The organism is Paeniglutamicibacter sp. MACA_103 (genome assembly GCF_045798555.1).
Taxonomy (GTDB): Bacteria; Actinomycetota; Actinomycetes; order Actinomycetales; family Micrococcaceae; genus Paeniglutamicibacter.
The window spans coordinates 125185-145817 of sequence record NZ_JBIXLN010000001.1; the positions used below are offsets into that span (position 1 = coordinate 125185).

Here is a 20633-nt window from a genome sequence, read left to right on the forward strand (position 1 = left end):
CGAACACCGAATCTTGAAAGGGCCTGCACCCACGTGAGCCACGCCAGCGACCCAGCAGCAACACCGGAACGACCGGGGAAAAAACGAAACCCCGTGTGGGCCGCCATCCGCGAGGTCCTCATCATCGTCGTGGTCGCCCTGGTGATCTCGCTGGTCGTCAAGACGTTTTTCTTCCGGGCCTTCTACATCCCCTCCGGTTCCATGGAACAGACACTGCAGGTCAACGACCGCATCTTTGCCAACCTCATGGCGCCCGGCCCGTTCGAGCTCTCCCGCGGCGACGTGGTGGTCTTCCGCGACGAGGAAGGCTGGCTGCCGCCGATCGCCTCCCCGGCCACCAACGCGGTCTCCGAATTCTTCACCTTCGTCGGCCTGGTCCCGGATCCCTCCAACCAGCACCTGATCAAGCGGATCATCGGCATGCCGGGGGACACCGTGGAGTGCTGCTCCGCCGACGGCAAGCTGACCGTCAACGGCGTGGAAATCACCGAGCCCTACATCTATCCGGGCGACAACCCCTCGGACTCCGAATTCACCAAGACCGTCCCGGAGGGCAAGATCTGGGTGATGGGCGACCACCGCGGCGCCTCCGCCGATTCGCGCTTCCACGAGGACCTGCAGGGCGGCTTTGTCGACCTCTCGTCGGTCGAGGGCCGGGCAGCGGTCATCTCCTGGCCGCTGGACCGCCTGGGCGGCATCCCGGGCGGGGACGGGGTTTTCGCCCACGTCCCGGCGCCGGCCAACTGATGGCATCGACTCCGCCGACCCTGCAACACGAGCTGGCTCTTGCCGCGGCAGGCAGGCACCGGTTCATCGGGGCCGCCGACGAGGTGGGCCGAGGCTCGCTGGCCGGACCGGTCTCCGTGGGCTACGTCGTCATCGACCCCGCCGCCGTGCCCGAGCTGCCCGGGGTGCGGGACTCCAAGCTGCTCACCGACGCGGTGCGCCACGAATTGGCCCCCGCGATCAAGGACTGGGCCGCGTCATGGGGCGTTGGCCATGCCAGCGCCGCCGAGATCGACGCCCTGGGCTTGGTGCCGGCACTGCGGCTGGCCGGGCTGCGGGCAGCCACCGCCGCGCACCGCGTGCAGGTGGCGGACGCGGTGCTGCTGGACGGAAACCTGGACTGGCTTTCGGCCACCGTCCAGCCCACGCTGCTCGATTCCCTGATGCCCGGCTTCGCCGAACCCGAGGACATCGACGGGCTGCAGATCCCCGTGCGCACCCTGATCAAGGGCGACTTGCTGGCCCTGTCCATCGCCGCGGCCTCCATTTTGGCCAAAGTCGAACGCGACGACCTCATGGATGGGTATGATCGCAGCTACCCGGCGTACGGTTGGATACGAAACAAGGGGTATGGCACCGCCGCCCACCGCGCCGGAATCGTCCAGCACGGGGCGAGCGAATACCATCGGAAGACCTGGCAACTGACACCCAAGTCGCCGGGAGAGAACATCGAGTCAGGGGGCGAGGGGAAAACACCATGAGTGCCGAAGACCTGGAAAACTACGAAGCGGAACTTGAGCTGCAGCTCTACCGCGAGTACAAGGACGTGGCAAACCTCTTTAATTACGTCGTCGAAACCGAGCGGCGTTTTTACCTGGCCAACAACGTGGACCTGAAGACCCGTTCGGCCGACGGCGAGGTCTTCTTCGACCTCACGCTCACCGACGCCTGGGTCTGGGACGTCTACCGCACCGGCCGCTTCGTGCAGTCGGTGCGCATCGTGACGTTCAAGGACGTGAACATCGAGGAACTGAACCGCGTCGATGACCTGTCCATTCCCAAGGAGGGGCTGAACTAGCCGCTCCGGCCACGACCGCCTTGTCATGGCGGTCCCTGCCCCCGAAACCCTCCCGCCGTGCGCGGGGCGGATTCGGGGGCAGTCTTGTTTCCGGCTCCCGGCAGCCTGGCGGAAGCCTGGGCGCGGGAGCGCACCTTCATGGTGAACGACCAGGCTTCCGTGAACCTAGGCCCCCCACTGCGTCGGGCCGCCCGGCTGGATGCCCGAACCCACGAAGCCCCGTTTCGCCTGATCGCACACCCGGCGAATCGCCGTGAGGCCTTCCCGGGTATTCTTCGCGCCCATTTTCGGCCGGTCGATCGGACACCGGCCCCGGGTCATTCAAAAGAATTAGCGTGTGGTGCGTCACCTTTGCGGGAATTGCGGACACTTCACCAATGAAGGCACATTCGATGGTTGAACTCTGGTCGTCGAGCGGCAACAATAGCGTCTATGCGTCACATCGGTGGTGGAGCACGTGCCTTCTTTCAGGGCCACTTCCGCGGCAACGCACAGAACCGAGAAGGACGAAAACCTACGGGGTGAATCACTTGCAAAAGAAGAAACTCGTCACGGCACTTGCCCTCGCCGTCGCGGTAACCGGAAGCAGTACGGGCTTTTCCACACCAACAATCATTCATGAAGTCGCTGCCGCGCAGGCGGCCACGTCGACGCCGGCCACGGCGTTCCAGCCCGCCGCTGCGGCTGCCGGCGTCGCGGCGAAGAAGGTGAATCTCAAAAAGATCAACACCTACAACCTGAACCTGCGGCAGGGCAAGAGCACCGGCACCAAGGTGCTGGTGACGATTCCCAAGAATTCCGCGCTCACCGTCACCGAGACCAGCGGGTCGTGGAGCAAGACCAGCTACAAGGGGAAGGCGGGCTGGGTGGCGTCGCGCTACCTGAAGAACGTGTCCGCGACCAAGGCTCCGGCGAAGCCGCAGAACCAGAAGGTCACGACCTACAACCTGAACCTGCGCCGGGGCAAGGGCACCGGCAGCAAGGTGCTGGTGACGATCCCGAAGAACACCACGATCAAGGTCACGCAGACCAGCGGATCCTGGAGCAAGACCAGCTACAAGGGCAAGACGGGCTGGGTGGCGTCGCGCTACCTGAAGAACGCGTCCGCGGCCAAGGCCCCGGCGAAGCCGCAGAACCAGAAGGTCACCACCTACAACCTGAACCTGCGCCAAGGCAGGAGCACCGGCAGCAAGGTGCTGGTGGTGATCCCGAAGAACACCACGATCAAGGTCACGCAGACCAGCGGGTCGTGGAGCAAGACCAGCTACAAGGGCAAGACGGGCTGGGTGGCCTCGCGCTACCTGAAGAATGCGTCCTCTTCGACGTCGCCGGCACCCAAGGCCACGTACCGCTGGACCACCGCGAACGTGAACGTGCGCAAGGGGCCTGGCACCTCGTACGCCAGCCTGGGCGTGGTGCGTGCCAACGAGCGGGTCACCTACATCAAGACCTCCAAGGGCTGGTCGAACGTGAAATCGTCGAAGGGGACCGGCTGGATCACCAACCGCTACCTCGCCACCGTGGGCCAGCATCCGGTGTCCGTCTACGGGACACTGCGCAAGGGCCAGTCCGCCTACCACCTGTTGCGCGGGCGCACCGCAAGCGAAACGAAGACCCGGGTGCCCTATTTCAACATGTATCTGAAGCCCGACCAGACCTGGTGGTCGTTCATCATTCCATCCTCGTCGTCCGCCCGTTCGGTGGTGGTGGAGCGCATGGTCATCAAACCCGTCTACTACCATTCGACCTTGGCGAACCTGGACAAGTGGGAACGCTTCGATCCCCGCAAGCCGCTGGCCGACCAGAACTACAACCGCAAGCTGGTCACCGACCAGGACGGCAAAAGGTCGTGGGCCTATGTCGGCGCCTCGAAGATCAGCAGCTACCTGACCAGGAACGGGATCCGCGTGACCTCCGGCGACTACTTGAGGAGGTTCTAGCCATGAAGACACAGGGCAAGGCCATCACCGCCGTTGCCTCGGTCGCGGTTCTCGTCGGCCTTGGCGCGTGGGGGATCGGGCTGGCGGGCACGGCCAACGGCGATGATCCGGAGCCGCCACCCGATCTTGAAGCGGGACCCGTGGTCGCGGAGACCAACCCCACCACGGGCGACAAGGTCAAGACCGACAAATTCGACAACGTGGAGAAAAGCGCCGGCGAAAAGGCCGGCCTCGTCGACCCGCGGACCAACAAGAGCTATTTCACCATCGAAGTCACGAACAGCGAAGTGGCGTACCAGTGCGATCCCCGTGTCGGCACCGACAAGCTCAAGCCAACGCGCACGGCATTCCTGGTCCTGGACATCACCGCATCCCTGGACGCCAACGTCGCAAAGAACGTCGGTGGAGACGGCGGCGAGCTTTACATGCCGCTGGTGGCGGAGACCTTCTCGGTGGCCGGCTCCAGCGGGGCCCCGGACCGCAACGTCACCTCGGAAACGGCCTGGGGCTGCTTCGACGACGCCGTGCTGTTGCCTCCGGTGGTCAACCCCGGCCAGAGCGTCACGGGCAAGTTGGTGCTTGACGTGGATGCCCTCACGGGACAGGTCACCTACGACCCCGAGAACAACGGCGGCTGGTCGTGGCCCTACGGAGACTAGCCCGGCGGGGACTGCGTGGCCGAGTCGTCCTGCGCCCCGCGCCCGGGCGCGATCCTCTCGGCCACCATGTCGAAGGAGTGACATCCAAAACACCTCGTTGGTCGACTTCGCCGGAGATTTCCCGGTGAAACCCGGATTCCTAACATTCTGACGCTATGATCAAGCGAAAGCATAAAAACTCGATTCGGCGTACGTATGGCGGATCAAGATCCTTCGTACGGGCCACCACCACGGCAGTGCGCAGCATCGAGTGGAACCAGGACCTATGGGGGATCCGATTGCAGAAGAAGCGATTCGTAACGGCGCTGGCACTCGCCGTCGCGGTGACGGGAAGCAGCACCGGCTTGGTGTTGCCGGCGGCCGGCCAGGTCCACGCTCCGGCAACGGGAACGGCCTGGGCAGCGCCGATGATCCTGGAGCCACGCACCGCTGCGGCAGGCATCGCCGCGAAAAAGGTGAATCTGAAGAAGGTGACCACCTACAACTTGAATCTGCGGAAGGGCAAGAGCACCAGGACCAGGGTGCTGCTGACGATCCCGAAGAACACCTCGGTCACGCTCACCCAGACCAGTGGCACCTGGAGCAAGACGACGTACAAGGGCAAGACCGGTTGGGTGGCTTCCCGCTATCTCAAGAACGCACCCGCTGCCAAGAAGACCGTGCCCAAGCCTAAATCGGTCGCGCACCGCTACACCACCGGCTTCACCACCCTGCGCCAGAGCGCATCGGCCAAGAGCCAGCCGTTGGGCTCCTACCAGCGCCGCGCCAAGGTCGAATTCCTCTCGGCCTCTGGGGCGTGGACCAAGGTCAAGGTTTCAGGCAAGACCGGCTTCATGGAATCCGCGCGTCTTTCCAAGACCAATCCCGCCGTGGTCAACCGGTGGTTGAAGTCCAAGCAATTCGTTTACAAGAGCACCAACAACAAGTCCGCCAGGGTCGCCACGGTGGAGAAGAACACCAAGGTCGAATGGCTGCGCACCGGCACCGGCTGGACCGCCATACGGACCGGCAAGGGCAACGGGTGGGTGCCGACCTCCACCCTGGGCAACACCGCCATCAAGCCGACGGCCCCCAAGCCCCCTGCACCCAGGGCCAGCTACCGCTGGACAACGTCGAAGGTGAACATCCGCAAGGGCACCGGCACCTCGCACAAGAGCCTGGGCCTGGTACCGGCCAACGAGCGGGTCACCTACCTCAAGACCGCCAACGGTTGGTCGAACGTGGTCTCCTCCAAGGGCACCGGCTGGATTTCGAACAAGTACCTGGACAAGACCGGCCAGTACTCGTTTGCGGTCTACGGCACGCTGCGCAAGGGGCAGTCGGCCTACTACATCCTCAAAGGGAAGACGTCCAGGGAAACCAAGACGACGATCGCCAGGCACAGCATGTACCTGCAACCGAACAAGACCTGGCTCTCCTACGTCATCCCCAGCAAGAAGTCCTCCGACAAGGTGGTTGTCGAGCGGATGGACATCAAGCCGGCCAGCTACCGGGCCACCGTGGCCAACATGGACAAGTGGGAACGCTTCAACCCCAATAAGCCGCTGGCCGACCAGAACTACAACCGCGTGCTGGTCACCGACAAGGACGGCAAGAAGTCCTGGGCCTACCTCGGATCGAAGAAGATCGGCGAGTACCTGACCAAAAACGGAATCCGCGTGACTTCCGGCGACTATCTGAAGAGGTTCTGACCATGAAAAAGCAGGGCAAGATCATCACCAGCGTCGTTTCGGGCGTTGCGGCCCTCGGCCTCGCGGCCTGGGGCATCGGGCTGGCCGGTGCCGCCAACAGCACGGAGTGGGAGCTCCCCGGCGACCTCGTCGCGGGCCCCGCCATTGCCGAAGCCGATCCGTCCACCGGCTCCGAGGTGAAGACCGACAGGTTCGACAACGTCCAGAAGAAGGCGGGCGAAAAGGCCGGACTGGTCGATGAAGAGACCAACAAGAGCTACTTCACCATCAAGGTCACGAACACCCAGTTGCTGGGGCAGTGCACCTCGCGCGTGGGGAACCAGACGCTCAAGCCGATGCGCACCAAGTTCCTGGTCCTGGACGTCGAGGCCACCCTGGCGGCCTCCGTCTCCGCGAAGGTCGGCGGCGGGGTGCAGGAACTGTACATGCCGCTGGTCGCCGAAGCGTTCTCGGTGACCACCTCGAGCGGGGCCCCGGACCGCAACGTCACCTCGGAAACGGCCTGGGGCTGCTTCGATGATTCGGTGTTGCTGCCGCCGGTCGTCAACCCGGGCCAAAGCGTCAAGGGCAAGGTCGTGCTCGACGTGGATGCCCTCACGGGCAAGGTCGCCTACGACCCCGAGGACAACGGCGGCTGGTCTTGGCCCTACGGCGGATGATCCGACCGCCGGGGCCCACTGACTGTGCCACAGCGTCGCTAACGGGGTCGTTGCCGCCGGCCGATGGGCCCGAGGCAACGACCCCGAGGACAACGGCGGCTGGTCCTGGCCCTACGGCGGATGATTCGACCGCCGGGGCCCACTGACTGTGCCACAGCGTCGCTAACGGGGTCGTTGCCGCCGGCCGATGGGCCCGAGGCAACGACCCCGTCCGCAATTCGGCAGGAAATGACCTGCCGCGTTCGCCGGAATCGACGGCCTGCTTTTCCACATCCCTGCTCCTGCCCGCGCCGGTGCTGCGCCATTGCGTGCACGCTTGAGTCCGGACCCCGCCCAAAAACGTCGGTTCACGGGATGGGCTGCACTGGCCTGGATGAAAGAGGAGTGTGCCCATGAACCACAACCAGGTACTTGGCGCCGCGGGAGAGGAGCTGGCCGCTGCCTATCTGGCCGGAGCCGGATGCACCGTGCTGGAACGCAACTAGCGCTGCACGCTCGGCGAGCTCGACATCATTGCCGAGACGCACGGCCAGGTCGTTGGAGTGGAGGTCGAGACGCGAAGCTCGATGGGATTCGGGCACCCGGCCGAGGCCGTGAACCGGCAATAACTGCGCAGAGTCTCGCGACTGGTGCGTCGCTGGTGCGTGACCCACCACCGCCATCCGCAAGCCGTCCGGGTTGATGTACTGGCCATCCTCATGCCACCCGGGCGCGAACCGAGCATCGAACATCTGCTCGTGGTGGAATCATGAGCCTGGCCCGTACCCCCGGCGTCGGACTGACCGGGCTCAACGGGCAGCTCATCGAGGTGGAAGCCGACGTGGGCAACGGCATCCCCGCCTTCCTCCTGCTGGGCCTGCCAGATGCGGCCTTGAACGAATCACGCGAACGCATTCGCTCCGCCGCGTGGAACTCCGGCATTCCGCTGCCCAACCGCCGCCTGACGGTGAACCTGACACCCGCGACGATGCACAGGAGCGGCTCCGGATTCGACCTGGCCATCCTGTAGCGGCGCTGGCCGCCGAACGGTCCGTCACCCTGGCCCCGGGTGTGGTCTATTTGGCCGAACTCGGGCTCGACGGGTCGCTGCGACCCACTTCGGGAGTGCTGCCCTCCGTGATGACCGTGGTTGCCGCCGAGAACCAGACGGAAGCGGAGCTGGTTGCCGGTCCACTGTCCGGTCCCATGCGCACTTGTCGCAGGTGTTGGCAGAATGCGGCGCCGATCCGCTGGCCAACAGTACAGGGCGCGCCACGACTCGCCCGCGCGCAAGACAACCGGGTGGACGGCGACCGCGTCACCCGCGCTTGATCTCTCCGATTTGGTCGGGCAGGTGCAGGGGCGGTACGCCTTGGAGGTCGCTGCCGCCGGCGGGCACCACCTGCTGTTCATCGGGCCACCCGGTGCCGGGAAGACCATGCTCGCCCAGCGCCTGCCATGTCTGCTTCCGAACCTGGAGGACGCCCAGGCGCTGGAAACCACGGCCGTGTACTCGTCGGCTGCCGGCGGGCGGCCCATCTCGGCCTGCTGCGCCGGCCGCCCTTCGAATCCCCGCACCACAGCGCCAGCATGGTTGCACTGATCGGCGGCGGCAGTGGCATCCCGCGACCCGGTGCAGCTTCCCGTGCCCATCGGGGCTTGCTCTTTCTGGACGAGGTTAGAGTACGCGAAACACCACACAATGTCTTGTCGGTGCCAAAACCGCAGGTCGCACTAGGATAATGGCTATGTTTGAGACCGCGCCGCATGAGAGCTTCGAGAACCAACCCCATGGCCAAGATGTCTTGTGGCGCTACATGGACATTGCAAGGTTTCTTTCGTTGTTGGAGGACGAAGCAATCTACTTCGCTAGAGCGGATCAGATGAACGATAAATGGGAGGGGTCCTATAGCCAAAAAAACGTAGACCAGAGACCGCTGATGTACGGGGAGCACTACGAGATGATGGAGCTTGCTGCCCCGCAACGTCGTGCATTCACCCTTAAGGCGATGTACATGAACTGCTGGCATGAATCGCCAGTCGAGTCAGCCGCCATGTGGGATATTTACCAGCGCGAGGGCCGTGGGGTGGCAATCAAGACCGACTGGGATAGCTTAACGGCAAGTCTCGCGTCAGCCAGGACGATTTTTGGTGGACGGGTTACATATGCCGACTATCAGTTGACTCTGATTCCAGAGAAAAATACTTTTGATGCATTCATGCACAAACGTTTGAGCTTTGCCCACGAGAATGAAGTGCGACTCATTACTTTGGCGCAAGACCTGATATTTCCCCGCCATGACGAGAACGGGGCAGTCATCGCAGTGGGACCGGAGCCGGTCGTTGTTTCAGTACCCGTTGATGTAAAGAAGCTAATACACAACGTTTATGTTGCTCCTGATTCGCCATCGTGGATAACTGAGCTTATTGAGAAGCTCGCCAAGAGATACGGGCACGACTTTGAAGTGCGACAATCCGACCTTGCTACAGATCCCATCGCATAAGCATGCTCACAGGTCGAACAGTTCTTGAGTGCAGGAATGTCGCTACTCGGTACCAATTGTGGGGCTTTTCCACATGAGCGAGAGCCCAGAATAGAAGGCATGAAACGCGCTGGCTATGGGGCTGCCCAGTTCTATGTGTCCAATGGTGATGAGAGTATGAGCGCGGGGATAGAGCACTCTATGAGGAACTGATGGTGGCTGTTAATCCAGCAGCTGATGGGCACGATCGAGTCAGAGAGAATGGGTGAGAAGGATGATTTTGTTGGAGGGGCCACCGTCAACGACGGATTGGATTTCTGCTGTTGCCACGATCCTGACATTCGGAGTGGCGCTATGGGCGCTGTTCTATGCGCGGGGTCAAGTGAAAGAATCTATGGAGGCACGACGGCAGCTTGATGATATCGAAAAGAAGCGTTCAGAGCCGTCCGTTGTGGCGTATATGGAGCCGGCCGCTTCACCGTTCATCCAAGAGATCGTAATCAAGAACTTTGGTCCGACTCCTGCCTATGACGTCAAGTTTGTTAGTGATCCGCCGATACAGAGGACAGGGGATGCCGATCGAAAGGTTGCTGAAGACGTAGAGATCCCGGAAGTCATCCCGTATTTAGCACCTGGGCAAGAGTGGCGAACAATTTGGGATGTTAGCCGCGATCGGTCGGACAATAAAGATTTGGCAGATCGACACGAAGTTGAAGTGACATTCAAGGGGTTGGAAGACGTCGAACTGAAGAGCCGCGCGGTCCTTGATTGGGCACCACTTAAAACGAAGCGATTCATGGATACTCTCAGTGTTCACGATCTCGCTAAGTCCGTGAAGGAAATGAATACGCGCCAGAAGCGTTGGAGTGAGACTCCGGGTGGCCTGAGAGTGTGGGTGCGGTCTGGTGACGAAAGAGACGAGAGGCTGAGAAACGAAGCACGTCGACTTCGAGAACTCAATCAAGCACAGCGTGAAGAATTGAAAAAGAGTCTAGAAGATACATCTATGAGCGCATCGCAAGAAGAGCCACCGCGTCTTGAGCTTGATTCGGATCAACCTTAACCGGAACACGGCTCGATGCGGTGGGCTTCTTTACATACCTGGCTAGATTGTATTTCCGCATTTGTTTGCGGACGCTTGCATTCATCTCACCGACAATATCGGGCGGAGATTGCTCTGCACGTTCACTAGAGTCCCCAGTCATCTCTCCACCGTATGCGATGGAACCGACTAAGTGGTCCATCGTCGCCTGGCCGGCCTAGTAACGTCCCGACAACCACCTGTCGTATCACCCAGCTAGGATGAGCCGTATTGACTAAAGCAATACTTCAAACGGAATCTGGGGATTCGAACATGGCACTAAACCTCGCCCAAATTGCAAGCACTCCGAGCGGAGCCCGCCGGCTGCGGCTCATCACTGCGATAAGTGAGCTCACTGTTCGACCTGGCTTCGCGGTACCAACGGATGCACTTGCAGAAGTGGATGCATACTACGGGCAGGATGACCGCGCACTAGAAGCAGATCTCCGTTGGATGAAAGATCGTGGTTGGGTAGAGTTTTGGGCTTCCATCGCTGGCATCAAGGATGTCCTGATCGAAGCAGCTGGGTATGACGCGGCAAGCGTCTTTATTGAGTCCCGAACAGACATAGTCGAGCGTTCAAAGTCCGCTCGTGAGAACTACCTGCGCTGGTTGTACGACTGCGATCACAATGATGATCGACGGTTGACCCATTCTGACTTTCGAGCGAGCGCTCATGGGAATTACTTGGGTCAGGAATTTTCAGATGGTGAAATCCGAAAGGCCGCCCGAAGGTTGGTCGATGGCGGGTATATCACCGGAGAGCGCATGGCAACCGGTTCCTATGCCGCACCGCGCATCTCAAATGAAGGTATCAACATCATCGAAAGGTATGGATCATTGGCAAAAATTCCAGCTGCATCGCAGGGAAACGTGACGACGCATATCAACTTGGCGGATTCCCACGGCAACAACCTGAATGTTGGCGGCAGCAAGGTCACTCAAACGAGCAATGTCACTGTTGACCAGCTAGAGCAAGCCACTATGTTCATCCGCAGCGCCAAGGGTCTAATACCGCTGTTGGGTTTGGCGGATGGCGATCAAGTTAAGGCACTCGAAATCATCGGCGAGCTTGAATCTGAAACCACGGGTCCAGCTCCGAAGCGAGACCGCATCAAGGAACTCATTTCCAAAGTTGCAGAGATCGCCGCGCTTGGCACTGCTCAAGGCATGGTTGATGCGCTTGTGGGTATGGCAGAAAGCACTCTGGCCGCGTTAGGAGGCTAATTCCTACCTAGTCAATTCGAAGACTAAAATTGCAGCAATCGGCCCGGATACTGCCACGATGATCGCATAAAATGCCACTGCGACTAATTCGAAATAGTGCCATTTGCGGTATGTCTCACTTGCTCTGGCCTTTTCCAGCGCGATCCCGTTGACCTCTTCAGCTGTACCGGCTATCGAACGATGTGTGCATCTTTTCTGACGAGTTCAAGACGACCCACCGATGCTCAGATAGACGACCGATTGTTGAACGCGCAACCATGTCGTGGGTCACTGATAATCTCGGTAGTGAAGAGAGTTCCCGACTCCGAGCGGAACGAATAAAGACAGGTTAGTCATGTACATAAGAAACGTTACGCTTGAAAACGTCAAGAGCTTTAGGGGCAAGCATCGCTTCGAGCTGAGCTCTGGGGTGAACTACTTTGTGGGTGATAACAACAGTGGTAAGTCATCCGTCATGGAAGCACTGCTCTTCTTGTTTGAGGGGCCGTCGGCTACCAAATGGACACCAGAGAAGTTCTACTCCTCGCAGGCGACAGGTGCTACCCGGGTTGAAGTCGACATTGCGGATAACGTTGATGCCCTTGTGGAGCAGGATAAGTTCAAGGTGTTGAGTGAGTTCGTTTTTGAAGACGGTGATCAGCGCATACTGCGTCTTGAGCGAAGTAGCGAATCGCGCACGGTTACACAGGGTGGGAAGACTAAAAGCGTTGATGTAAAAGCGGTGTGCTTCTGGCACCCTGAACGCAAGCAATTTGAGAATGTGACTGGCATCGATGCCAGAGTCAAAGCGATCTTTGATTTTGAGGCGATCTGGGCGGACGCCCATCCCGGGGATCACATCGACTTTGCGAACACTAAGACGCTGGGGCGTCTTTTGGACTCATCTTTTAAGCGCTTCACCTCGACAGATAGTTGGAAAGCGCTTGAAGCGGCTCACGAGAAGGCGTTCTCTGCTGATGAGGAAGGTTCATTCCTGGTCGAGACCCAACAGCTGGCGTCGGGCATCAAAAAGCTAGTTGACGAGCAATACGGTACGGCAGACTACCGTTTTGATTTTGGTCTCCCAGATGCGTCTATCTTCATGAAACAAGGGCGACTGCATGTCGACGATGGTGCGGGTGAAACCCCGGCAGACGGCAAGGGCACGGGGATGCAGCGCGCCATTGCGTTGGCCATCATCCAGCACTATGCCCGCTCGGCAGCGCTGCTCGATGGAGAGAACAAGACCCCTCTGGTGCTCATCCTGGATGAGCCGGAGACATGGTTGCACCCGAGCGCGCAGCTGCGTCTGGGAGATGCGCTGAGTTCCATAGGTGAGCGCGAGCAGGTCTTCGTGATTACCCATTCGCCTTATTTGATTCGTAAATTCGATTCCGAAAGGCACCTGTTGACAGTCCTATCTGGACAAGGGGACGCTCGAAAGATTGACCCGTCGACGAAGTTCGGAATGTTTGGCGTGGGTGAGCCTACCTGGGGCGAAATTAACTATCGAGCCTTTGAAGTGTGCAGTAATGATTTCCACAATGAACTGTATGGGCATGTGCAACGCCACCTAGATGCACAAAAGCCAGAAGGCAAGTTCGCGAAGGAACACGAGATTGACAACTTCTTTGCGGACCAAGGCATTGAAAAGTCGAAGACGTGGATTCGTACGGAAGTCCTCCAGTACCCTTCCACTTTGCCGGCGTACGTTCGTAATTCGATCCACCACCCCGAAAATGAGATGAACAAGCCTTTTACTCAGGAGGAGCTGCGTGATTCAATCAAGCATCTCGTTGGAGTCGTGGAAACGATCAATGCGATAGCTTGACTGACTCCGCCAACCGATTCACGGTGAAGTGACGGAAAGCATGACCCCGGCTGAATCTGCAACCGGGGTCATGCTTTTTCTCTGTGTCCGACAGGGGGTAACCCTAGAGCGGGATCTTCAGTACCGTGTTTACGCGCGTAGCTGCTGGGTCCTATGTGCTCCTGGGTGACTTATTGGCGTAACCCGTCGATTCCAGGGTGCGGTTGCCTTCGGCGGTGACAGATTACGTGCTTCCTATTCGCCTCCCTTCATAGACCTAGTTCGACCTCCAGTAGGCTGGAACAGCCAATGGCGAGCCTGTGGCAGCAGCGAACTAGTCGTAGTTGCTTGTCACATGTGAGCCGTGTGGCGACTGCCCGAGCGTTGATGCCCAGCTCGAGCTATAAGGAGATCCAACAAGCCTCGCAATGAACCTCCTGCTCGTGCAAGGCGGCGCTGGACGATGTCGATACATGTATTTAGCAGTCTCGCTATTAGTGTGCTGGAAAGTTTTGACTTGTGGAAAGCCTGCCGCGGTCGTTCCTCGAATCGCTGCGGCGAACCGGCGCGGCAATTGTCTCCCTCGTAATATTCTTCTATATCCATAACAGCAGCCATCTGGCTGCCGATCTCAGGACGTTTTTGTGTTCAATGGGGGGGTGGCTACAAACGCGTGCCCGAGGATTGATGCGGCGAGCTGGGTTTCATCCTAGGGCTGGATCACGGAGTGTCTCGGAAGAAGATAGAAGGTGTCTCTCGTACTGGGACGGAACCCAAGACGGGCAAGATGCATGGAACCAACCTTGAGGCGAATCTCAAGTGTGGGAAGTAGCGAACGTCGCTAATACATCCAAATTTTCGACTCGCCTATGTTTGAATCTCCGCTCGCGCGATTTTTAGAACTAGCGACAGGCGGCTGAGGACTTCAGCGATGCCGGGGGCTTAGTGTGGCTTCAGGGCAGAGCCATCCACCTTTGATAGCCAGCTTGGAAGCCTGCTAAGACTAACTCACTTACGGATGATTGAGCTTAGTAAGTATCGATTTTGGCGGACGTCTGGACAGGGCACATAAGCTGGCCGCCAACCCATGCCCGTACGGGCGGAACCTGGGAAAGGCCACCGACTGCACCTGTACCCGATGCAGCGCCGCCGCTACCTGGCCAGGCTCTCGGGCCCGCCGCTGGACCGGATCGACATGCAACTCTTTGTACCGCAGCTCTCGCCCCGGGAACTGGCCGGCCCCGGAACCGGCGAATCCTCCGCCGTGGTCGCGGCACGCGTGCGCGAGGCTCGTGCCGCGGCATGTGATCGGCTCAAGCGCTGGGGTATCTGCACCAACGCGGAGGTCCCCGGATCGATCCTGCGCAACGAGCTGCGACTGCTGACGGCCACTCGGCCGATACCGCGGTGTTCGGCATTCCCCTTAACCGCGTCAGGCGCTCGCCGGGGAGTCCATGCCACTGTTTATCCACACTGCTGCCTGCGGCACGGCGCTCGCCGGCCACCCCGGTGCATCCTTGAAACCAACCGGCCAGCAACTCCGCCAACGCCCGGGGCCTGCGGTCGGATGACCCAGGAGTGTGCCCATGAACCACAACCAAGAACTCGGTGCCGCCGGCGAGGAGCTGGCCGCTTCCTATCTCGCCGGCGCCGGCTACAGAGTGCTGGAACGCAATTGGCGTTGCCGGCTCGGCGAGCTGGATATCGTCGCCGAGACGCACGGACAGGTCGTCGGGGTGGAGGTCAAGACGCGCAGCTCGTCGGGCTTCGGGCACCCGGCCGAGGCGGTCAACCCGGCCAAGCTGCGCCGACTCTCACACCTGGTGCGGCGCTGGTGCGTGACCCACCGCCGCAATCCGCACACCGTGCGCGTGGACGTGGTGGCAATCCTCATGGCACCGGGGTGCGAACCGAGCATTGAACATCTGATCGGGGTGGAATCGTGAGCCTGGCCCGCACCCTCGGCATCGGCCTGACCGGTCTCAACGGCCAGCTCATCGAGGTGGAAGCCGACGTGGGCAACGGCATCCCCGCCTTCATCCTGCTGGGACTGCCCGACGCGGCCCTCAACGAATCGCGCGAGCGCATCCGCTCCGCGGCCCGCAACTCCGGCATTCCGCTGCCCAACCGCCGCCTCACGGTGAACCTGACGCCCGCGACGCTGCACAAGCGGGGCTCCGGATTCGACCTGGCCATCCTGCTGGCGGCGCTGGCCGCGGACCGATCCATCACCCCGGCCCCGGGCGTGGTCTACCTGGCCGAGCTCGGGCTTGACGGGTCGCTGCGTCCCGTTTCCGGGGTGCTTCCGGCCGTCATGGCGGCCGTGCGGGACGGTTACCCGAACGTCGTGGTCGCCACCGAGAACCAGGCGGAGGCAGAACTGGTTGCCGGGGCCTCGGTACGGTCCTACGCCCACCTGTCCCAGGTGCTTGCCGAATGCGGCGCCGATCCGCTGGATCTTCAGTACCGGGCGCGGCACGACTCGCCCGCGCGGAAGAGTGCCGGATGGTCGGCAACCCGCACACCGGCCATGGACCTCTCAGAGGTGGTAGGCCAGGCCCAGGGACGGTACGCGCTGGAGGTGGCAGCCGCCGGCGGCCACCACCTGCTCTTCACCGGGCCTCCCGGGGCCGGGAAAACCATGCTTGCCCAGCGCCTGCCCGGGCTGCTGCCGGACCTCGACGACGCCCAGGCGCTGGAAACCACCGCGGTGCATTCGCTGTCGGCCGGCGGGCGGCCCATCGATTCGTTGCTGCGCCGCCCGCCCTTCGAGTCCCCGCACCACAGCGCCTCCATGGTGGCGCTGATCGGCGGAGGCAGCGGCATCCCGCGGCCCGGCGCCGCCTCCCGCGCGCATCGGGGCGTGCTTTTCCTGGACGAGGCGCCCGAATTCTCCTCCACGGCCTTGGACGCGCTGCGCCAGCCGCTGGAATCCGGCGTGCTCACCCTGCACCGGGCATCCGGCACCGCCAGCTACCCGGCGCGCTTCCAGCTGCTGCTGGCGGCCAACCCGTGCCCGTGCGGGCGGAACCTGGGCAAGGGCACCGACTGCACCTGTACCCCGATGCAGCGCCGCCGCTACCTGGCCAGGCTCTCGGGTCCGCTGCTGGACCGGATCGACATGCAGCTCTTTGTTCCGCAGCTCTCTGCCCGGGAACTGGCCGGGCGCGGAACCTGCGAATCCTCCGCCGTGGTCGCGGCGCGCGTGCGCGAGGCGCGTACGGCGGCACGTGATCGGCTCAAGCGCTGGGGTATCTGCACCAACGCGGAGGTCCCCGGATCGATCCTGCGCAACGAGTTGCGGCTCCTCTCTGCAACGCTGGCCGGTCTGAACCGGGCCACGGAGTCGCTGCGGCTCAGTGCACGCGGCTACGACCGGGTGCTGCGCATCGCCTGGTCCATCGCCGACCTGAACTCCCACGCCTGCCCCACGGCGGACGACGTGGACGTGGCCATCCAATTGCGCCAGCACGGCAAGGGAGACGTGGGCTAGTTGCACTCGCCGACGGGTCGGAGACTACCGTGCGATGGCCCGCCGAGCCGGGGAGAGCGCCCGGGCCAGCAGGGCCAGCAGGCCGTCGAGCACCAGGGCGAGGCCGGTGACCAGCACCGCGCCGACCAACACCTGGCCGTAGTCGTAGAGGGCCAGCCCATCGAAGATATAGCGGCCAAGCCCGCCCAGGTTCACGTAGGCGGCGATCGTGGCCGTGGCCACGACCTGCAGAATTGCCCCGCGCATCCCGCCCAGGATCAGCGGCAGCGCCAGCGGGAGCTCGACCTGCAGGATGATCCGCGAGTCCTTCATGCCGATGGCACGCGCGGCATCCACGACCGATGGCTCGACGTTGGCCACCCCCGCGTACACCCCGGCCAGGATCGGCGGGATCGCGATCAGCACCAGGGCTGCCAGCGGCGGCAGCAGCCCGATTCCCATCAGGAGCACCAGCAGCGTCATGATGCCCAGCGAGGGCAGCGCCCGCAGCACGTTGGAAGCGGACACCAGGAACACCCTGCCGGTGCCGGTGTGCCCGATGAAAACCCCGACAGGGAAGGCGATGACGGCGGCGGCCAGCACCGCCAGGAACGAATACCACAGGTGTTCGCCCAGCCGGGCGGGGATCCCCGCGCTTCCGGACCAGTTCGCGGCGTCGGCAAAGTACGCGAGCATCTCGTTGATCACTTGGAACCCTCCCGGCCCGCGGCGTCCTGCGCGCTCGGCGCGGCTTGGCTTGCGCGCCCGTTGAAGGGGCGCCGGCGGTCCGCCGACGCGGCAGGGGCCGCCCCGTGGTGCAGCCAGGGGGTCAGCAGCCGGGCGGCGCCGGCAATGATCCTGTCAAGGAGTAGGGCGAGCAGCAGGATGACGATGATGCCGGCCAGGATCTGGTCGGGGTAGTTGCGCTGGTAGCCGGCCACGAAGAGCTGGCCCAGCCCGCCGACGCCGATCACGGCGCCCACGGACACCAGCGACACGTTGGTCACCGCCGCGACGCGGGTGCCGGCTGCGAGCGGTGCCACGGCCAGGGGAAGGTCCACGAACACCCTGCGCCGGGCGCGGGAGTAGCCCAGCGCCTCGGCGGCGTTCAGGACCTCCGGGGCCACCGCGTCCAGCGCGTCGAACACCGTGCGCACCAGCAGCGAGGTCGAGTACAGGCTCAGCGCAATGACCACGTTCAGCGGGTCAAGGATCTGGGTGCCGATGATCGAGGGAATCACCACGAACAGCGCAAGCGAGGGGATGGTGAAGATCGCGCTGGCCACGCCGGTGATCAGCGCCCGGGTGCGCGGCCGGTTGCCGAAGACCAGCCCGAGCGCCAGTGCCAGCACCACGCCGACCACGGTGGGAATGATGCTCAGGTACAGGTGTTCGAGCGTGAGCGCCCGGGCCTGCCCGGGATTCTCCCAGAGCCAGTTCATGCCTGGCCCCGCACTTCGTGGCGCAGGTAGGGTGCCAGGTCGTCGATGGTGACGCAGGCGCCGGGAACCGCGTCGCCGTTCACCAGCAGTGCCGCGGACACCGGGGAGGCCAACACAGCATCGAGCGCCGAGCGGACCGTGTCCCCGCGCCGCACCACGGACCCGGCCGCGAACTCCACCCCCGTGGGGTCGATCCACACTGCCCTGCGCTGCCCGGGGTCCAGACGGAGCCTCCAGCCCGGTGCGATAGTGCCCAACTCGATCAGGCTGTCGGGGCCGGGAGCGGGGAGCGTGGTGGCCTGGACGTCCTCGAGCGTGGCGAAGGAAAGCTGGCGGAAGCCACGGTCCTTGGACACCATGGCGGCGACGAAGTCGGTTGCAGGCCGGGTGAGGATATCCAGCGGGGACGCGTATTGGTGCAGCACCCCGCCGGGGGCCAGCACGGCGATGCGGTCGCCCAGGGTGAGTGCCTCGTCGATGTCGTGGGTGACCATCACAATGGTCTTCTTGATCTCGGCCTGAAGGTGCTGGACTTCCTGTTGCAGCTCGAGACGCACGATCGGGTCCACGGCGGAAAAGGGTTCGTCCATGAGCAGGATCGGCGGGTCTGCAGCCAGGGCGCGGGCGACCCCGACGCGTTGCTGTTGCCCGCCGGAAAGCTGTGCCGGGTACCGGGCGGCCATCGAGGCGTCCAGGCCCACCCGCTCCATCGCCTCGTGCGCCTTGGCGCGGGCCTGGGCCTTGGACAGGCCCAGCAGGCGCTGGACCGTGGCCACGTTGTCCAGCACGGTGCGGTGCGGGAACAAGCCGGCGTTTTGCAATACGTAGCCGATGCCCAGCCGCAGCGTGACGGCACGGATGTCGGCGACGTCCTGCCCGTCGATGCGCACGCGGCCGCTGCTGGGGGACACCATGCGGTTGATCATGCGCATGGAGGTGGTCTTGCCGCAGCCGCTGGGCCCGACCAGGACGGTGAAGGAACCGGTGGGGATCTCCAGCTCCAGGTCGGTGACCGCCCGGGTGCCGCCGGGGTATGACTTGGACACTGATTCGAAGGTGATCATCGCGGGTTCTTGGGTCCTATCGGTGGCGGGGCGGTGCGAAATGCGGGCGAAAAGTGGGTGGCTCCCACCGGCGGGCGAGACCACGAACCCCCGAATCGAACAAGTGTTCTAATCTTGTCGATTCGGGGGCGGATTCCTGCGTTAGTTGCCCAACAGGCCCTGGTCCGTGAGCCACGTGATGGCTGCCTGCTTCGGTTCCACCTTGGCGCTGCCGGAGACCTGCTCGTTGAGCTTGATCAGCTCCTCGGTGCTCAGCTTCGCGGAAATTGCATCAAGGGCCTGGACCGCCTTCGCATCGAGCTTCCCGGCGGCCGAAACCGGAACCACCTGCTGCGCCGGGAAGTTGTTCTTGGGATCCTCCAGCACCACCAGGTCGTTGGCGGGGATCGCGGTGCTCGTGGTGAAGATGTTCGCGGCCGTGACCTTGCCGTCGAGCAGCGCCTTGACGGTGGCAGGGCCGCCGCCATCGGAAATCGGCTCGAACTTCGAAGGCACGAAGCCGTAGCTCTTCTCCAAGCCCGGCAGGCCTACGGGGCGCTTGTTGAATTCGGGGGGACCGGCCATGACCACCTCGTCGTTGTGTGCCGCGAGGTCCTCGATCGACTTCAGCGACCACTTGTCCGCGGTGGCACGGGTGACAACCACCGCGTCCTTGTCCTCGGCCGCCGCGGGGGTGAGCATGGTCAACTTCTTGGACTCCAGCGCGGCCGGCAGGGCCGAGACGATCGATTCGGGGGAACTGACATCGCCCTTCTCGTCCAGGGCCAGCAACAGGTTGCCGGTGTAGTCGGGGATCAAGTCGATGGACCCGTCCGCCAGCGCCGGGATGTAGGCCTCGCGGCTGCCGATGCGGAACTTCGTCTCAACCGTGTACCCCTTGTCCTTCAACGCCTCGGCGTAGAGGTTGCCGATGATCTCGGATTCGGTGAAATCCGCCGACGACACGGTCAGGGTTCCGCCGGCGCCGGAAGAATCAGCCGGTGCCGGAGACGCCGTGGGATTGGAGCATCCGCTGAGGATCAACGAACCGGCCACCACGGAGAGGGCTGCAATAAATGGAAGCTTCATTCGATTCATGTGTGATGCCTAGTTTCGTGTCAGTTGTTTCTACCGGCGAATCCGCCCTGGAGGCACGTGGCCGTCGGTAGGGGGGCTAAAACCATCGTTACCTATTTGGAGTCGGACAAGCAACATGCATGGGCATCCGACATGGGGCGTTGCGGCCACGTAGAAGTTGATTCGCAGCCGCAACGACCGGTTCCACCCCAATCCTCGACACTTGCCCACACATCAGGACCCGCCGCGCGGGCGCCGACGGACCCTGTCCCCAGGGCGCGCATCCG

At 62.6% G+C, this 20633-nt stretch carries 20 protein-coding genes and 1 pseudogene; 17 read left to right on the forward strand and 4 right to left on the reverse strand.

All coding sequences use genetic code 11. The annotated features are described in order from the left end of the window. Positions 1-33 precede the first annotated feature (33 nt). From lepB to ACIPVK_RS00615, 17 genes and pseudogenes are all read left to right on the forward strand, one after another. A complete protein-coding gene (gene lepB / locus ACIPVK_RS00535) occupies positions 34-747 on the forward strand; it encodes a signal peptidase I (RefSeq protein WP_407610032.1) in 714 nt (237 codons plus the stop codon). Next, positions 747-1487 (forward strand): ribonuclease HII, encoded by a 741-nt coding sequence (locus ACIPVK_RS00540; protein WP_407610033.1) that lies wholly within the window; start codon positions 747-749, stop codon positions 1485-1487. Before lepB ends, ACIPVK_RS00540 begins: the two co-directional genes overlap by 1 nt. Beyond that, positions 1484-1804: a DUF2469 domain-containing protein gene (locus tag ACIPVK_RS00545; RefSeq protein ID WP_217388199.1), complete on the forward strand. Its 321-nt coding sequence runs from the start codon at positions 1484-1486 to the stop codon at positions 1802-1804. The genes ACIPVK_RS00540 and ACIPVK_RS00545 overlap by 4 nt, the downstream gene beginning before the upstream one ends. Positions 1805-2325: 521 nt before the next feature. Continuing rightward, positions 2326-3744, forward strand: a complete 1419-nt coding sequence (locus tag ACIPVK_RS00550; RefSeq protein WP_407610034.1) for an SH3 domain-containing protein — start codon at positions 2326-2328, stop codon at positions 3742-3744. 2 nt (positions 3745-3746) lie between these two features. Beyond that, positions 3747-4403 (forward strand): hypothetical protein, encoded by a 657-nt coding sequence (locus ACIPVK_RS00555; RefSeq protein ID WP_407610035.1) that lies wholly within the window; start codon positions 3747-3749, stop codon positions 4401-4403. Between the two features lie 278 nt (positions 4404-4681). Continuing rightward, positions 4682-6094 carry an SH3 domain-containing protein gene (locus ACIPVK_RS00560; protein ID WP_407610036.1) on the forward strand — a complete coding sequence of 471 codons (1413 nt, stop codon included), beginning with the start codon at positions 4682-4684 and terminating at the stop codon, positions 6092-6094. 2 nt (positions 6095-6096) lie between these two features. Then, a complete protein-coding gene (locus ACIPVK_RS00565; protein WP_407610037.1) occupies positions 6097-6753 on the forward strand; it encodes a hypothetical protein in 657 nt (218 codons plus the stop codon). 497 nt (positions 6754-7250) lie between these two features. Further along, positions 7251-7361: pseudogene (locus ACIPVK_RS00570) on the forward strand (YraN family protein); the annotation flags it as partial. 140 nt (positions 7362-7501) lie between these two features. Next, positions 7502-7762 (forward strand): magnesium chelatase domain-containing protein, encoded by a 261-nt coding sequence (locus tag ACIPVK_RS00575; RefSeq protein WP_407610038.1) that lies wholly within the window; start codon positions 7502-7504, stop codon positions 7760-7762. A 204-nt stretch (positions 7763-7966) separates the two neighbouring features. Next, complete coding sequence (locus tag ACIPVK_RS00580; RefSeq protein WP_407610039.1) at positions 7967-8335, forward strand: ATP-binding protein; 369 nt, start codon at positions 7967-7969, stop codon at positions 8333-8335. Beyond that, the gene (locus ACIPVK_RS00585) at positions 8323-8475 is read left to right on the forward strand and encodes an ATP-binding protein (protein WP_407610040.1); all 153 of its coding nucleotides are present in this window, start codon (positions 8323-8325) and stop codon (positions 8473-8475) included. The genes ACIPVK_RS00580 and ACIPVK_RS00585 overlap by 13 nt, the downstream gene beginning before the upstream one ends. A 5-nt stretch (positions 8476-8480) precedes the next feature. Then, positions 8481-9236: a DUF2971 domain-containing protein gene (locus tag ACIPVK_RS00590; RefSeq protein ID WP_407610041.1), complete on the forward strand. Its 756-nt coding sequence runs from the start codon at positions 8481-8483 to the stop codon at positions 9234-9236. Between the two features lie 253 nt (positions 9237-9489). Continuing rightward, positions 9490-10278 (forward strand): hypothetical protein, encoded by a 789-nt coding sequence (locus ACIPVK_RS00595; protein ID WP_407610042.1) that lies wholly within the window; start codon positions 9490-9492, stop codon positions 10276-10278. Between the two features lie 249 nt (positions 10279-10527). Then, entirely contained in the window at positions 10528-11523 is a 996-nt protein-coding gene (locus tag ACIPVK_RS00600; protein WP_407610043.1) for a hypothetical protein, read from the forward strand. 334 nt (positions 11524-11857) lie between these two features. Continuing rightward, the gene (locus ACIPVK_RS00605; protein WP_407610044.1) at positions 11858-13333 is read left to right on the forward strand and encodes an ATP-dependent nuclease; all 1476 of its coding nucleotides are present in this window, start codon (positions 11858-11860) and stop codon (positions 13331-13333) included. A 1565-nt stretch (positions 13334-14898) separates the two neighbouring features. Continuing rightward, positions 14899-15258, forward strand: a complete 360-nt coding sequence (locus ACIPVK_RS00610) for a YraN family protein (RefSeq protein WP_407610045.1) — start codon at positions 14899-14901, stop codon at positions 15256-15258. Continuing rightward, positions 15255-16805 carry a YifB family Mg chelatase-like AAA ATPase gene (locus tag ACIPVK_RS00615; protein WP_407610046.1) on the forward strand — a complete coding sequence of 517 codons (1551 nt, stop codon included), beginning with the start codon at positions 15255-15257 and terminating at the stop codon, positions 16803-16805. Before ACIPVK_RS00610 ends, ACIPVK_RS00615 begins: the two co-directional genes overlap by 4 nt. A 24-nt stretch (positions 16806-16829) precedes the next feature. On the opposite strand, the gene ACIPVK_RS00620 is transcribed toward ACIPVK_RS00615, so the two are convergent. The 4 genes from ACIPVK_RS00620 to ACIPVK_RS00635 all read right to left on the reverse strand — a co-directional run bounded on the left by ACIPVK_RS00620 (position 16830) and on the right by ACIPVK_RS00635 (position 20367). Continuing rightward, a complete protein-coding gene (locus ACIPVK_RS00620) occupies positions 16830-17492 on the reverse strand; it encodes an ABC transporter permease (protein WP_407610047.1) in 663 nt (220 codons plus the stop codon). Beyond that, complete coding sequence (locus tag ACIPVK_RS00625) at positions 17489-18226, reverse strand: ABC transporter permease (protein ID WP_407610048.1); 738 nt, start codon at positions 18224-18226, stop codon at positions 17489-17491. The genes ACIPVK_RS00620 and ACIPVK_RS00625 overlap by 4 nt, the downstream gene beginning before the upstream one ends. Then, positions 18223-19290, reverse strand: a complete 1068-nt coding sequence (locus tag ACIPVK_RS00630; protein ID WP_407610049.1) for an ABC transporter ATP-binding protein — start codon at positions 19288-19290, stop codon at positions 18223-18225. Before ACIPVK_RS00630 ends, ACIPVK_RS00625 begins: the two co-directional genes overlap by 4 nt. Positions 19291-19431: 141 nt before the next feature. After that, complete coding sequence (locus ACIPVK_RS00635) at positions 19432-20367, reverse strand: glycine betaine ABC transporter substrate-binding protein (protein ID WP_407610050.1); 936 nt, start codon at positions 20365-20367, stop codon at positions 19432-19434. Positions 20368-20633: the final 266 nt, after the last annotated feature.

What these genes read in the sequence shown, in the direction of transcription:
- ACIPVK_RS00625 (WP_407610048.1), bottom strand. Translation starts at nt 18,226, where the DNA reads ATGAACTGGCTCTGGGAGAATCCCGGGCAGGCCCGGGCGCTCACGCTC.
- ACIPVK_RS00610 (WP_407610045.1), top strand. Translation starts at nt 14,899, where the DNA reads ATGAACCACAACCAAGAACTCGGTGCCGCCGGCGAGGAGCTGGCCGCT.
- ACIPVK_RS00540 (WP_407610033.1), top strand. Translation starts at nt 747, where the DNA reads ATGGCATCGACTCCGCCGACCCTGCAACACGAGCTGGCTCTTGCCGCG.
- ACIPVK_RS00585 (WP_407610040.1), top strand. Translation starts at nt 8,323, where the DNA reads ATGGTTGCACTGATCGGCGGCGGCAGTGGCATCCCGCGACCCGGTGCA.
- ACIPVK_RS00555 (WP_407610035.1), top strand. Translation starts at nt 3,747, where the DNA reads ATGAAGACACAGGGCAAGGCCATCACCGCCGTTGCCTCGGTCGCGGTT.
- ACIPVK_RS00590 (WP_407610041.1), top strand. Translation starts at nt 8,481, where the DNA reads ATGTTTGAGACCGCGCCGCATGAGAGCTTCGAGAACCAACCCCATGGC.
- ACIPVK_RS00565 (WP_407610037.1), top strand. Translation starts at nt 6,097, where the DNA reads ATGAAAAAGCAGGGCAAGATCATCACCAGCGTCGTTTCGGGCGTTGCG.
- ACIPVK_RS00575 (WP_407610038.1), top strand. Translation starts at nt 7,502, where the DNA reads ATGAGCCTGGCCCGTACCCCCGGCGTCGGACTGACCGGGCTCAACGGG.
- ACIPVK_RS00630 (WP_407610049.1), bottom strand. Translation starts at nt 19,290, where the DNA reads ATGATCACCTTCGAATCAGTGTCCAAGTCATACCCCGGCGGCACCCGG.
- ACIPVK_RS00635 (WP_407610050.1), bottom strand. Translation starts at nt 20,367, where the DNA reads ATGAATCGAATGAAGCTTCCATTTATTGCAGCCCTCTCCGTGGTGGCC.
- ACIPVK_RS00545 (WP_217388199.1), top strand. Translation starts at nt 1,484, where the DNA reads ATGAGTGCCGAAGACCTGGAAAACTACGAAGCGGAACTTGAGCTGCAG.
- ACIPVK_RS00580 (WP_407610039.1), top strand. Translation starts at nt 7,967, where the DNA reads ATGCGGCGCCGATCCGCTGGCCAACAGTACAGGGCGCGCCACGACTCG.
- ACIPVK_RS00595 (WP_407610042.1), top strand. Translation starts at nt 9,490, where the DNA reads ATGATTTTGTTGGAGGGGCCACCGTCAACGACGGATTGGATTTCTGCT.
- ACIPVK_RS00605 (WP_407610044.1), top strand. Translation starts at nt 11,858, where the DNA reads ATGTACATAAGAAACGTTACGCTTGAAAACGTCAAGAGCTTTAGGGGC.